This is a genomic window from Gracilibacillus pellucidus, assembly GCF_033949965.1.
In the GTDB taxonomy this organism is placed as follows: domain Bacteria; phylum Bacillota; class Bacilli; order Bacillales; family Amphibacillaceae; genus Gracilibacillus; species Gracilibacillus pellucidus.
The window spans coordinates 108,610-122,150 of record NZ_JAWZSR010000001.1 but is presented as its reverse complement, the minus strand read 5'-3'; the positions used below and the strand labels follow the sequence as shown (position 1 = coordinate 122,150).

The window sequence follows — 13,541 nt, the reverse complement described above, 5'->3', positions numbered from 1 at the left end:
CCATATATAGTTATTAGGTCGACACGAAATATCCATATATGGTGTCCTACACCTTTTTTATCTATCTTATGAAGTTTTATATATAAAAGATTATCATCGATCTTTTTTGAACAATATCGCTCCAACAACGGGGCTTTTATTATGTATATGGAGGTTTTTTCATGACAACTGAAGTCAAATCTATTAAAGAGTCGGTAACCAAAGCATTACAAGATGCAGAAGCGAAATTTGGGTTAGATACGAAAGAAATCCGACTCCGTATCGAAGAATCTACAAAAGCTGAAAACGAAGCTACACAAGAGGCATTATTCTATTCACTTAACCGTATAGCAATGGACGAGCCAAATTGGACTTTTGTTGCGGCGCATTTCCATTTATCACAATTGTATCAAGAAGCGGCTAACAATCGTGGCTATGATCAAGCTGATAAATATGGTGACTTTTATCATTTAATTCAAACATTAACAGATAAAGGCATCTATTCAACGGAATTATTAAATCATTATACAAAAGAAGATATTACTTCTTTACAACAAGCAATTGATGCAGATAAAGATAATCTGTTCAACTATATTGGATTATTCTTACTAGGTGACCGTTACTTAGCAAGAGACCATGATCGTAACCTTTATGAACTACCACAAGAACGTTTCATGATCATTGCGATGACATTAATGCAAAACGAACCACAAGAGAAAAGAGTAGAATTAGTAAAAGAAGCATACTGGGCATTAAGTAACCTTTATATGACAGTAGCTACACCAACACTATCAAATGCAGGTAAAAGCTATGGACAACTGTCTTCTTGCTTCATTGATACAGTTGATGACTCTTTAGATGGTATTTACTTAAATAATTGGGATATCGCGCGTCTAAGTAAAGACGGTGGTGGTATTGGTATCTATTATGGTAAAGTCCGTGCGTTAGGTTCTGATATTAAGAAATTCAAAGGTAACTCTTCAGGTGTTGTACCATGGATTCGTCTTATTAACGACACAGCTGTTAGTGTTGATCAATTAGGTCAACGCCAAGGTGCCGTAGCCATTTACTTAGATGTATTCCATAAAGATATTATGAACGGATTCTTAGACTTAAAAACAAACAATGGTGATGAACGTCGTAAAGCACACGATATCTTTACAGGTGTTTCTATCCCTGACCTTTTCATGGAGCAATTAAAAGAAACAGATGCTAGCGGAAAAAGTATCGGTGAATGGCATACATTCTGTCCACACCAAGTAAAACAAATGATGGGTTGGAAAGACGAGAACGGTAATCCACTTGGACTAGAAGATTTCTATGATGAAGAAGATAACAAATACTTCTCAGAAAAATATTGGGAAGCTGTCAATCATCCATTACTTCCTAGAAAAACATACCGTGCTATGGATATTATGGCTCGTATTATGGTTGCACAATTAGAAACTGGTACGCCATACATGTTCTATCGTGATGAAGTAAACCGTCAAAACCCGAACAAACACAAACGTGGTGTTGGTAAAACGTCTATCTATTGCAGTAACTTATGTACAGAGATTGCCCAAAACATGTCACCAACAACTATTTCTAAAGAATATCAAGATGAAGATGGAAACATTGTTATCGTTCGTAAACCTGGTGACTTTGTTGTTTGTAACTTATCTTCTGTTAACTTACCAAATGCAGTACGTGCAGAAGTATTAGATCGTCTTATCGCAATTCAAGTTCGTATGCTAGACAATGTTATCGACTTAAATACGATTTCAGTTGGTCAGGCACAAGTAACGAATAAGAAATATCGTGCAGTTGGATTAGGTACATTTGGATGGCACCACCTACTTGCATTAGAAAGCATTCATTGGGAATCTGATGAAGCTGTTGAATATGCGGATAAAGTATATGAAGACATTGCTTACTACACAATTAAAGCATCTATGGAATTAGCGAAAGAAAAAGGTGCTTATTCTGAATTTGCAGGCTCTGAATGGGAAACTGGTGTATACTTCGATCGTCGTGACTATCACTCTGATCGTTGGAACGAATTACGTAAAGATGTTGCAGCAAACGGTATTCGTAACGGTTGGTTAATGGCTGTAGCACCTAACTCTTCTACTGCGAAAATTGGTGGCTCAACAGATGGTATCGACCCAATCTACAATGTAGAGTATGCAGAAGAAAAGAAAAACTTTAAATTTAAAGTAACAGCACCAGATCTTGATCACGTAACATATAACTATTACCGTCGCGCTCGTCATGACCTTGATCAAGTATGGAGCATTAAACAAAATGCGAAACGTCAACGTCATATTGACCAAGCAATCAGCTTTAACCTATATGTACGTCATGATATTAAAGCAAAAGAATTATTAAACTTACACATGACAGCATGGGAAAACAGATTAAAAACCACTTACTATGTTCGTAGTACTTCTCAAACAGAAATTGAAGAATGTGAAGCATGCCATAGTTAAGGTCTTCCCTTCTAGTTGTAAGCAAACAAGACTGTGACAAAAAGGTTAGGGGATTAACCCCTCTCCTATTGTCATAGTCTATATATGAATATGACAAAAACGCACTTATATAATTGAAAATCAAAGGAGGGGCTATATAACATGTCACAAGCTGATAAACCTTTATCACAAATTAAATTATTGAATCCAACATATCCTAATAAAGCCACAGGCCTGATTAATGGCGAATCATCAGGTCTATTGAACTGGAATGATATTGCCTATCCACAAATGTATGATTTATATCAAACATTACTTGCCAACTTCTGGAAGGCACAAGAAATTAATATGCAAGATGACATCAAACAATGGGATAACTTAACAGATATCGAAAAAGATGTTTTCTTACGTGTTAATACCCAATTAGCTTCTCTAGATAGTTTACAAACACCGACAATGACACATGTGATGGATTATGTAACAGATTCAAGCTTTAAAGCTATTTTCGCTGTCATTTCACAACAAGAAGCGGTACACAATGAATCTTATTCTTACATCTTGAGTTCATTAGTACCTTTACGTGAGCAAAATGAACGATTTGACCAAGCGAAAGAAGATCCTATTGTTCGTAAAAGAAATCAATTAATCCTTGATAGCTATGAAGCATTCCGTGAAAATCCAACACCACAACGCTTATTTGAATTAGCAATCAATTCAATCAACCTAGAGGGTATTTATTTCTATGCAGGTTTTGCCTTCTTCTATCATTTAGCACGTCAACAAAAAATGCTAAAAACAAGTACAATGATCAGTTATATTCAGCGTGATGAAATGCAACATGCTTATTTCGTCTCCCAGTTTGTACGTATTTTACTAACAGAAAATCCTGAGCTAAATACAGAAGAAAACATTCAATATGTTTATCAAACAATTGATAAAGCTGTACAATTAGAAAAAGAATGGGCAAATTACATTCTTAAAGATATTGAAGGAATTGATCTAGATGAATTCCATGGCTATGTAGAATATTTAGCTAACAAGCGTTTCCGCCAAATCGGCTTAGACAACTATTATCCTGAACGAGAAAATCCAATGCAATGGATTCACGTTTTCAGTGATGAAATGATGAATGAAACAAAATCAGACTTTTTCGAGCAAAAATCTCGTACGTATACGAAAGTATCATCTTCTAACGGATTTGATGAATTGTAAGAAATCACTATTCGTAATAACTAAACCGTCATGCTCTCATTTTAATAAAGGAGGTTTATCCAAATGAAGGCCGCTATAATCTATACATCCGTCACTGGTAATACGTCTACTCTGGCAGATATTATCGGTGAGAAAATGAATCAGCATCAAGTGGAGACAGACTTAATTCCAGTTGATGAATTCCAAGCTTCTCAGCTTCATGACTACGATATCGTCACAATCGGTACGTACTCTTGGGATAATGGTGATTTACCAATGGAAATGGAAGAAGTCTTTGAAGCATTTGAAGAGGAAGATGTAAAGCATGTAACAACAGGTGTATTTGGAACCGGTGATAGCTTCTATCCTTATTATTGTGGAGCAGTTGACAGTTTTAGAGATATGCTCTACGTGCATACTAATCTTGCCGTAACGTTAAAAGTAGAATTAACACCTCAAGATGAAGACCTTCACCGTTGCGAAAAATTTTGCGAACGATTATTGCAAGAATTCGTTGTTGTTTCTTAATTTTAAGGACTGATGTTAGTTATAGCATCAGTCCTTTTTTAAAGGGGAGAAAATAAATGGTAGAATACCTGCTCATCTTTGTAGGTGCTGCAATACCTTGGTTAGAAATTGCAATTGTTATCCCTGTTGGTATTATCTCAGGGTTAAATCCTGCTTTAGTCATACTAGTTGCTTTCATTGGAAATATGGCAACGATTGTACCACTCATTTTCGGCTACGATAAATTTAAACGATGGCTCGCTAAACGTAATGAACAGAAGCAATCAAAACGTCAAGACAGAGCCAAAACATTATGGAATAAATACGGCTTGCCTGGAATGGTTATGCTAGGCCCTATCTTAATCGGTTCACATATCGCCGCATTTATCGGAATGACACTAGGTGCAACCAAACGCGCAACGTTATTATGGTCTACCTTTAGTATCGGTGTATGGGCATTAGCCTTCGGTATACTGACCGCTTTAGGATTTGATTTCTTTACCAGATAAAACGGTTATTTGCCTCTAATCTGTTTAGAGGCTTTTTATTATCCAAGTACTGATGCAAATAGCACATGAATGAATATATCTGCTGCCATATGCGCGATAATGGCGTATTCTAATCCTTTTTTCCAATATAAATAACCAAACCATAATCCTAGCATTCCATTCAATACTAACGCTCTAATCAAAAGGATTGGAGATAATTCACCGAACAACTGAATCGTTGCAGGCAAATGCCCTAAACCAAATAAAATGGTTGCAAGGATAATCCCTGTAACATAAAAGCTACGTGGAATGTCACTCCCTTGCTTTTGGGTTATTTTTGCTAATATCCAAACAATCAATGTCATCACAAATAATCGCAACATCAACTCTTCTGTTATACCACCATATAAACTTGCTAGCAGTCCTTCCCACCATACCATTGTTGTTGTATCTGCCTGAGATATGGTGATGAATGGCGTGAAGACAAATAAATCAAGTAAAATCGTCACAAGTGACCCGATGAAGGTAATCGCAATACTTATGCCAATCCATTTTGTAGAGATATGGAGCTCTTTTCTATCATATATCAACGCTTCGAAAATAGGTGCTCTCAGACTTGTTCTTTTTTGAAGCCGCACACCAAATAATACTAAGACGAATAAAAAGATTATTCGTATAATAGAATTAATCGTCATTACTAGTGAAGCTGGAACTGGATTTGGCAGCGATTGAGGCACCTCATCGTTCATTAATGCGGTCATTTCATATGGTATAATCGCAATAATACCTATCGCTCCAAGTAGTGTCAGTAACAAAGTAAGCTTCATTTTCCATTTGTTTTGTACCATCATATCCCCCTCCAGAAATAATCATCCATCATACACATTTTATCATGATTTAACCAAAAAAATCTTATTAATTCCTCTGCAATATATGGTACAATGTTAGGAGTCTTTTATAGAAAAAGGGGGATATCTATGGGACAAGATAAACAATTATCTCGTGCGACCGGGAATTCAAAAATAGAGAAGCTAGATTTTCGATTAGGTGCGTTTGGCGCAGCCGTTCCACTATTATTCTTTGTCGTCTGGGCAATAACAACAAGTGTATTACAATTATCATCCGAGATCGGACTTGTCCTTGGAGCAATTATAGGTATAACCTTAGGATTGTTCTTTTCCAAGAGTAAATGGTCAGACTATGCTCAAGGATTATTTGACGGACTTGCACAACCTATTGGTGTGATTGCAATGGTTGCCTGGTTCTATGCAGGTATGTTCGCTCAAGTATTGCAGGTTGGTGGACTTGTTGAAGGTCTGGTCTGGGTCGGGATGATTACCGGATTCACAGGTGGACTTTTTGTCGGTATGACATTCGTCCTTGCTGCCGTATTCTCTACTGCGGTTGGTACCGGTTATGGTACAACAGTTGCATTTTGTACTTTAATGTTTCCTGCCGGAGTAGCAACAGGAGCAGATCCAACGATTTTATTTGCTGCGATTCTTGCCGGAGCTGTATTTGGCGATAACTTAGCACCAATATCAGATACCACGATTGTATCGGCTACTACCCAAGGTGCAGATGTTCCTAGTGTAGTAAGAAGTCGTTTTAAATATGCTATTGCAGCGGCAATTCCAACATTAATTATCTTCGTAATTTTTGGTGGTGGTGGCTCATTAGAAAACCAAGCAAGTATCCAGGCTACTACAGATCCAACGGGATTATTAATGCTTATACCTTTTGCCGTCGTACTATTTTTAGCAATATCAGGACAACACATTATTACCTCCTTAACATGGGGAATTTTAATTTCTATCGTTATGTTCCTTGTCTTACCGGTTGGGTCTTTTAGTGATGTTATTCAATTTAATCCTGACTCAGAAAATATGGTAGAAGGTGCACTAATTAATGGTATTACTGGCTACATTACAATGGCAGTGTTAATTTTATTAATTGTGGCGTCTGCACATCTGTTACGTTTAGGTGGTACGATGCAAGTGATTACTGATACATTAATGAAATGGATTAAAAACTCTGTTCGACGTGCCGAATTGTCTATATGGGCAATTGTATCATTATTGAATAGTGCTATTACAATTAACGTAGCGGCCGAAATTGCTGCAGCACCGTTTGTTAAAGAAATCGGTGAGAAATATAAAATTCATAGTTATCGACGTGCAAACATGCTTGATGCACTTACATCAGCATTAGGTTATATTTTCCCATGGGGAGCGCCAGTACTACTCGGTTGGTCAACTATCAGCATGATGCAGGAAACATATGAATGGCTTCCTGTTGTATCACCAACTGCTGTATTCCCATTCGTATTCCAAGGTTGGTTCCTTGTGATCGTTATGTTAGTCGCTGCACTGACTGGCTGGGGCATTCGCTATCAAGGAAAAAATGGTGAGGAATTAAAAGAACCACCAAAATGAAATATATCTTAAGAGAAAAAAATAAGAAGGTGACCTGATGCACACAATTTACACTATCCTAGTTATTATTCATATTTTCTCTGCTATCGTTGGAGTAGGACCTGGATTTGTACTAACAACCATCGTTAAATCAGCAAAAACGTTACCAGAGATTAGACACGCTTTTGCGATAAAACGAAAGGTGCACATCTTTGTCATGATTGGCGGGGTACTTGTTTTAATAACGGGACTATTGATGGGTGCAATCAATACCTTTCTCTTTCAACAAGGTTGGTACATTGTCAGTATGGTTCTTTTCTTTATCGCTCTATCGTTAGGGCCAACTATTTTAAAGAAATATTCTACACCGATCAAAGAATTACTTGCTGATGATAATCTTGATTACGTTCCTGACGAGTACCATTACTACGTAAAAAAATTATTACGCACAGAGTATGTTGAGAACACATTACTCTTGGCGATCATATTATTGATGATCACGAAGCCATTTTAACAACAGATCAATCATCAACTTGATGGTTGATCTGTTTCTATTGCGATCAGTTTTTGGGGATTTACTATCAACTTGAAAAAGGGCTGCACTCAACCTAATCGGTTGAGGCAGCCCTTCTTCACATTTAATCAATCACACTATCTTTCATAAAATCTCTTAGCTTATCAGATGTTGTTTTTAATTCTTCTACTTGCGTAATGAAATCCTGTACAAGATTCATTTCTTTTTGTGAAGAGTCTGCTATTGTATCGTACTCAGCTTGAAGAGCTACTAAAGAATTCGTAATACTTTTAAGCGTATCTTCTATTCTGCCTGTGGCTTCTTTAGAATTACTAGATAGCTTTCTAATTTCTTCTGCTACTACTCCAAATCCTGCACCTGCAGCTCCTACTCTTGCAGCTTCTATCGATGCATTTAACCCTAATAGGTTCGTCTGATCACTAATATTTTTGATCGTTGCAGCGATATCTTGAATATTAGAGGAATATTCTACGGTACTTTGTGTTTGGTTTTGCATGTGTGTTGATTTTTCTGTTAAACTCTCTGCATTTAATGCAATTTCTTCTACACGCCCCTGCAATTCATTGGCGATACCTTCAACAGATGAAATAATCTCTATCAATGCATCTTTTTTTCTTGTGCTGACAGCAGCGTTGATAGCCCCAATCATTTCACCATTATCATCTTTTATCGGAATAGAAATGCTGTCAAAAGGTACGCCAAATTCATCAGCAGGTACATGAACAACCGTTGTTCCTTGTTGATTCACCATTGCATAATTCAAATAATTGTTAGGCAATGGATCACCAGGCTTATGACCAAAATTAAGCTCTTCACTAGGTGAATAATAAAGATATTTTTCATGATCGAATACCGTGATCATCATATCCTCACGCATTAAAGCCTTCATAAGAGGAACAGATGTAATAAATGCTTCTACTTTATTCATAAAAATCTCCTTGCGACATCCATTATTTCGTATTTGTAAAGCCACCATCAATACGAATTACTTCGCCATTGATATAATTTGCATTAGAAGTTAATAAGAAGGTAACTAATTCTGCTACTTCTTCTGGTGTTCCAAGACGTTTTTGTGGAATACCACTTGTTGCATTTTCTTTCATTTTAGGGTTTGCTTCATAAAATTCTTTTACCATTGGTGTTTCTGTTGGACCTGGTGCAATAGCATTTACACGTAAGCCATCTTTCGCATATTCTGCCACCATACTTTTCGTAATACCTACAATAGCATGTTTCGTAGCTGAATATGTTACTACAGAGTCTTGTCCAGTAACACCAGCACTTGATGAAGTGTTAACAATAGCTCCTCCACCATTTTTAAGCATTACTTCTGCAACATAACGAACACCATATAACGCACCAAATAAGTTAATTTCTACAATTTTTTCAATTTCTTCTATATCTGTATCTAAAAAGAATTTTCCGCTACCAGAAATCCCAGCGTTGTTAAAGAAATAATCAATTGTTCCAAAATGTTCTACTGTTTTATCTACATAATTTTTTACATCTGCAGATTTCGAAACGTCCGCTTTAACAAAAATTGCGTCAACACCTTGACCTTTTAATTGTTCTACAGCTTTAGCTCCTGCTTCTTCATTGACGTCTACGACAGAAATATTCACGCCTTCTTGAGCTAATCTACTTGCTGTTGCCAATCCAAGACCACTTGCTCCACCTGTAATAATTGCTATTTTACTCATTTTTCATACCTCCATCGTATTAGGTTATATTTACTAACTATCTTACTTATTAATGATAACTCTATCTGCCATTGAATGAAAATAATTCGACTTCAAATCCAAAAAAATGTCGAAAATTCGCATGCAAACAATATTTACTCAATAGCATGAATAAATGTTACACTTTTATTGTCGAATATGATACAATCACAAAAAGTGAGTCGATCGCACTATTATATATTCATATGGCGCACCTATTGAACACTAAACTCTAGTGACTCAACTGTATACATAAGACGTTTTCAGCTAAATAGGTACATATATTTAAATATAACTCTTTATTAATACATAATATAATCACAGCAAACGAAAGGAGTTGCCATTATTGCAAGCAAAGAATAAAGTTGGACTCATATTCGCATTTTGCGTACTATTTGCTTCAGGTTGCATTCACTTATTACACCGGTTTTTTCATATTTCTGACAGGTGGCACATGCATCACGGTGCACTTGCGCCACAGTTAGCCCTTGTGCTGAACATCCTTCTTATTGTGCCAGTAATTCTCTTTTTTATAACCATTATGTTATATATTCGGCAAAAGGACCACCCATTCATACCCGTATTAGTTACTTTAACGATTACATTCAGTAGTATTTCGATGATTGCAGGTGGTGAAGGAATGGTCGAGTACCACTTCTCCATTTTTATGGTTGTAGCCATGATAGGCTATTATGAGCGAGTCAGTTTAATTGGCATTATGACGACTATCTTCGCATTACAACATATCTTAGGCTATTTTCTCTTTACTAACTATGTATTTGGAACAGAGACATATTCCTTTTCTATGTTATTGATCCATGCCTTATTCCTGCTCGCAACATCATCGGCAGTTGGTTGGCAGGTCATTCTGAGAAACCGTCTATCAGACAACTTGAATAAAAAAGAAGAGCATGAGCGTATGCTCCAAGAAATGCTAAATAAGCTAAGTAAAACAACAGAAAAGCTAACAGATACTTCTCAAAAAGTACAGAATGTTGACGAAAAAAATCAAATATTAATGTCACAAACTGTGGAACATACTAATAAGATTGCAGAAGATGCCACTAATCAACATGTTAAAATAAATGATAATGTACAAAATATGAATAGTATCACGAATAAGATGAAAGAGATTGATCAAGAATCCGTAAATGTCGCACAAATTACGATAAATGCTGAAAACGAAGTGCAACTAGGAAATGATACATTAGAGCAAACAATTGAACAAATGAATACGTTGCGCAGCTCTGTTAGTAACACAACAGACACATTCCAATCATTAACAAGTAGATCGAATGAAATCAGCAAAATTATTCAGCTAATAACAGACATCTCTGCTCAAACCAATTTATTAGCGTTAAATGCTGCAATTGAAGCCGCCAGAGCTGGTGAACATGGAAAAGGTTTTTCAGTAGTAGCAGAGCAAGTACGAAAATTATCAGAAGAAACAGCAGATGCTGCTAAACAAGTAACAACATTGATTACAGCCATACAACAGGATACATCATCCTCCGAAGCATCGTTACAAGAAACGATGAAAGAAGTAGAAGCAAGTGAACAAAGTATGCAACAAACAAATAAAGTTTTCCAGCGTATTTTCGAATCGGTTATAGAAACAAAAAATCGATTAGAATTAATATCTAAGTCTACTAATGAAGCAAACAACACAACAAACCAAGCGATGCAGTCGATGTATGAGATACAAGCAATTGCAACAGAAACCGCATCACATGCGCAAGTTTCTGTGAAAAACTCTGAAGAACAGAAAGCCGAAGTTGAATACCTATCGACATTTATTCATACATTAAATGAAATTACGATAGAATTGAAAGAACTTATGCAAAAAATTAAAGAAGCAAACTAATTAACAAGCATCTCAATGTTGAGATGCTTGTTGTTTATACAGAATATAAATGTGGTACTCTACTATCGAACACAGGAATATTTTTACGTATCTCAGCAACTTCAGCTAAATCAATGCTTGTTCTGACTGTCGATTCTTCCTCTTGTTTTCCTGCTACTAACAGTTCACCTGATGGATGGATGACAAGTGATTCACCAGCAAACGCTGTCCCGTTACATACTCCGCTACCATTAGCAGAAATAAGGTAACACTGATTTTCAATTGCTCGCGCATATTGCAACGCTGTCCAATGGTCTTTCCTCGAAGTTGGCCATTGTGCAACAACATGAATCACCTCAGCTCCTTGCAAAGCTAAATCTCTCATCAATTCTGGAAATCGAAGATCGTAACAAATAATAATTCCCATTTTTATCCTATCTAAGGCAAATACAGTCCCCTTCTCTTCCCCACCAATTAAATACTTCGGCTCATCAAGCATTGGCACAAGGTGGATTTTGTCATATTGATGGACAAGTTCACCATCACGATTAACTATATAACTAGTATTATAGATTCCCTTTGCTTTTTTATTTGCAATAGAGCCACCGATAATATTGATTTGATGTTGTTTAGCTAGTTCACTTAAGAAAGCAATGGTTATTTCCCCGTTACTATCTGCTAAATGGTCGAGTTGATCCAACGCGTAGCCCGCATTCCACATTTCCGGTAATACGATCGTATCTGGTTTATCTTCCTTTACTTGTTGTTCAATCCATCTTTTTATTTTATCTCTATTTGCTGCTGGATCTGCGACAATGACATCCATTTGATAAATAGCATATTTCATCTAATACACCTACTTTTATAAATTTCTAATCTGTTCTCTTTCCTTCAGCATCACTTGTTGCTTTTCAAATTTAGCAATATATCTCGCTATTGTTGCTATTCCTTGTTCTATCTGCTCCTTTATAAGCATCTACAGCCTGATTCATACAGTCTTGAAAGTCTTTATACGGCATTGCTTCATGATCAGGTCCAGCAGTTGAACTACCCCCACTTAATCTCCTTTCAGGATGTTTGAAGTGGGGGATTCTTGGGAACAGAGCGTACTTGTTAGTATATTTCTTAACTAGCAGAGGTTTCTCTTCTTTACCAAGCTATCCCCGTAGTCCCTACGGTTTAATCCTATCTACTCTAAGCAGAAGCGTGTATTCTCAGACCTTCTGCTAAGATATTTTTACTCGCATTGACATCTCGGTCATGATGCGTATGACAAGCTGGACAAGTCCATTCCCTTATATCTAGCGACTTCTTGCCATCGTAATGTCCACAAGCAGAACATAGTTGACTCGACGGAAACCATCTACTTATTTTCACGATCTTTTTGCCATACCATTTTGCTTTGTATGTTAGTTTGGATACAAAGCTAGACCATGATACATCAGAAATGGATTTTGCTAGTTTATGATTTCGTAACATTCCTTTTGTATTCAAGTCTTCGATACAGATCACATCGTGGTTTTGGATGATGTCTGTGCTTAACTTATTCAGGAAGTCGTCACGTTGATTCATGACTTGTTCATGTAATCTTGCAACTACACGTTTTTGTTTTTGATAGTTTTTGGCATCTAGTAGGTTGATTCCGTTGTTTTTCGCACAGAGAGCACGTCTGGATAGTTTGCGTTGTTCTCGTTTTAATTTCTTTTCCATCTTAGCAGTGAAGCGATGATTGCCTTTCTTTTGACCATCAGAAAGAATCGCAAAGTCTGTGATACCTAAGTCGATTCCGATAGCTGATGCTGTTTTTTCTAATGGTTGTACGTCTGTTTCTGCAAGAATAGAGATGAAATATTTGCCGCTTGGATTGCGTCTAATAGTGGTACTTAGTATCCGACCTTCAACTTCACGACTTCTCGCAAAGCGAACGAGCCCTAATTTAGGTAGTTTGATTTTGTTCCCTTCCATGGCGATATTTCCGTTTATCTGCTTCGTTGTATAGGATTGAACAGTATGTTTTTTGGACTTGAATCGTGGGACTTTGTTTTGCTTTTTAAAGAATCTAGAAAAGGCATCTGAGAGGTTTTTCAAAGAGGATTGAAGGGCAATGCTGTCTACTTCTTTTAGCCAGCTTAATTGCTTTTTCAACTTGGGTAGTTGAGCAGAACAAGCGTTATACGTCAGTCCTTTTTCTGTTTGTTTGTAGGTGTCGTTCCACTTAGCTAAAAAATGATTGAAGACAAAACGAGAACAGCCAATGGTTTTCGCAATCTGTCTTTTCTGTTCATTTGTTGGATAGATACGGAATTGATAGGCCTTTTTGATGAGCATTGCTTTCACCTCTTTCTGTATCATGATACATCTATTATACCATATTTTACATCGCGGATAGGTCATTTCAAAGAAGAATAGTCGAACC

The 13,541-nt window shown here is 36.7% G+C and carries 12 protein-coding genes; 7 read left to right on the top strand and 5 right to left on the bottom strand.

Annotation, left to right across the window (positions count from 1 at the left end; all coding sequences use genetic code 11):
• Positions 1-161 precede the first annotated feature (161 nt).
• The 4 genes from SH601_RS00550 (at position 162) to SH601_RS00535 (ending at position 4,636) form a co-directional block, all read left to right on the top strand.
• Positions 162-2,450, top strand: coding sequence for a ribonucleoside-diphosphate reductase subunit alpha (locus SH601_RS00550; RefSeq protein ID WP_319956263.1), 2,289 nt, complete (start codon positions 162-164; stop codon positions 2,448-2,450).
• A gap of 141 nt (positions 2,451-2,591) precedes the next feature.
• Entirely contained in the window at positions 2,592-3,641 is a 1,050-nt protein-coding gene (locus tag SH601_RS00545; RefSeq protein WP_319956262.1) for a ribonucleotide-diphosphate reductase subunit beta, read from the top strand.
• 63 nt (positions 3,642-3,704) lie between these two features.
• On the top strand, positions 3,705-4,148 hold the full coding sequence (locus tag SH601_RS00540) for a flavodoxin domain-containing protein (protein ID WP_319956261.1): 444 nt from the start codon (positions 3,705-3,707) through the stop codon (positions 4,146-4,148).
• Positions 4,149-4,204: 56 nt separating this feature from the next.
• Entirely contained in the window at positions 4,205-4,636 is a 432-nt protein-coding gene (locus SH601_RS00535) for a small multi-drug export protein (RefSeq protein WP_319956260.1), read from the top strand.
• Between the two features lie 38 nt (positions 4,637-4,674).
• On the opposite strand, the gene SH601_RS00530 is transcribed toward SH601_RS00535, so the two are convergent.
• Positions 4,675-5,463, bottom strand: coding sequence for a CPBP family intramembrane glutamic endopeptidase (locus tag SH601_RS00530; protein ID WP_319956259.1), 789 nt, complete (start codon positions 5,461-5,463; stop codon positions 4,675-4,677).
• A gap of 129 nt (positions 5,464-5,592) precedes the next feature.
• Between SH601_RS00530 and SH601_RS00525 the strand changes: the two genes are divergently transcribed.
• Together SH601_RS00525 and SH601_RS00520 are read left to right on the top strand one after the other, a co-directional pair.
• Positions 5,593-7,050: a Na+/H+ antiporter NhaC family protein gene (locus SH601_RS00525; RefSeq protein ID WP_319956258.1), complete on the top strand. Its 1,458-nt coding sequence runs from the start codon at positions 5,593-5,595 to the stop codon at positions 7,048-7,050.
• Between the two features lie 37 nt (positions 7,051-7,087).
• Positions 7,088-7,543 carry a DUF2269 family protein gene (locus SH601_RS00520; RefSeq protein WP_319956257.1) on the top strand — a complete coding sequence of 152 codons (456 nt, stop codon included), beginning with the start codon at positions 7,088-7,090 and terminating at the stop codon, positions 7,541-7,543.
• 124 nt (positions 7,544-7,667) lie between these two features.
• Here SH601_RS00520 and SH601_RS00515 read toward each other — a convergent pair whose 3' ends face one another.
• Together SH601_RS00515 and SH601_RS00510 are read right to left on the bottom strand one after the other, a co-directional pair.
• Positions 7,668-8,492, bottom strand: coding sequence for a methyl-accepting chemotaxis protein (locus SH601_RS00515; protein WP_319956256.1), 825 nt, complete (start codon positions 8,490-8,492; stop codon positions 7,668-7,670).
• 22 nt (positions 8,493-8,514) lie between these two features.
• Positions 8,515-9,264: an SDR family NAD(P)-dependent oxidoreductase gene (locus tag SH601_RS00510; RefSeq protein WP_319956255.1), complete on the bottom strand. Its 750-nt coding sequence runs from the start codon at positions 9,262-9,264 to the stop codon at positions 8,515-8,517.
• Between the two features lie 364 nt (positions 9,265-9,628).
• On the opposite strand from SH601_RS00510, the gene SH601_RS00505 reads away from it, so the two are divergent.
• Positions 9,629-11,146, top strand: a complete 1,518-nt coding sequence (locus SH601_RS00505) for a methyl-accepting chemotaxis protein (protein WP_319956254.1) — start codon at positions 9,629-9,631, stop codon at positions 11,144-11,146.
• A 34-nt stretch (positions 11,147-11,180) separates the two neighbouring features.
• Here SH601_RS00505 and SH601_RS00500 read toward each other — a convergent pair whose 3' ends face one another.
• Positions 11,181-11,972: a carbon-nitrogen family hydrolase gene (locus tag SH601_RS00500; protein WP_319956253.1), complete on the bottom strand. Its 792-nt coding sequence runs from the start codon at positions 11,970-11,972 to the stop codon at positions 11,181-11,183.
• 347 nt (positions 11,973-12,319) lie between these two features.
• Entirely contained in the window at positions 12,320-13,453 is a 1,134-nt protein-coding gene (tnpB, locus tag SH601_RS00495; protein ID WP_319956252.1) for an IS200/IS605 family element RNA-guided endonuclease TnpB, read from the bottom strand.
• Positions 13,454-13,541: the final 88 nt, after the last annotated feature.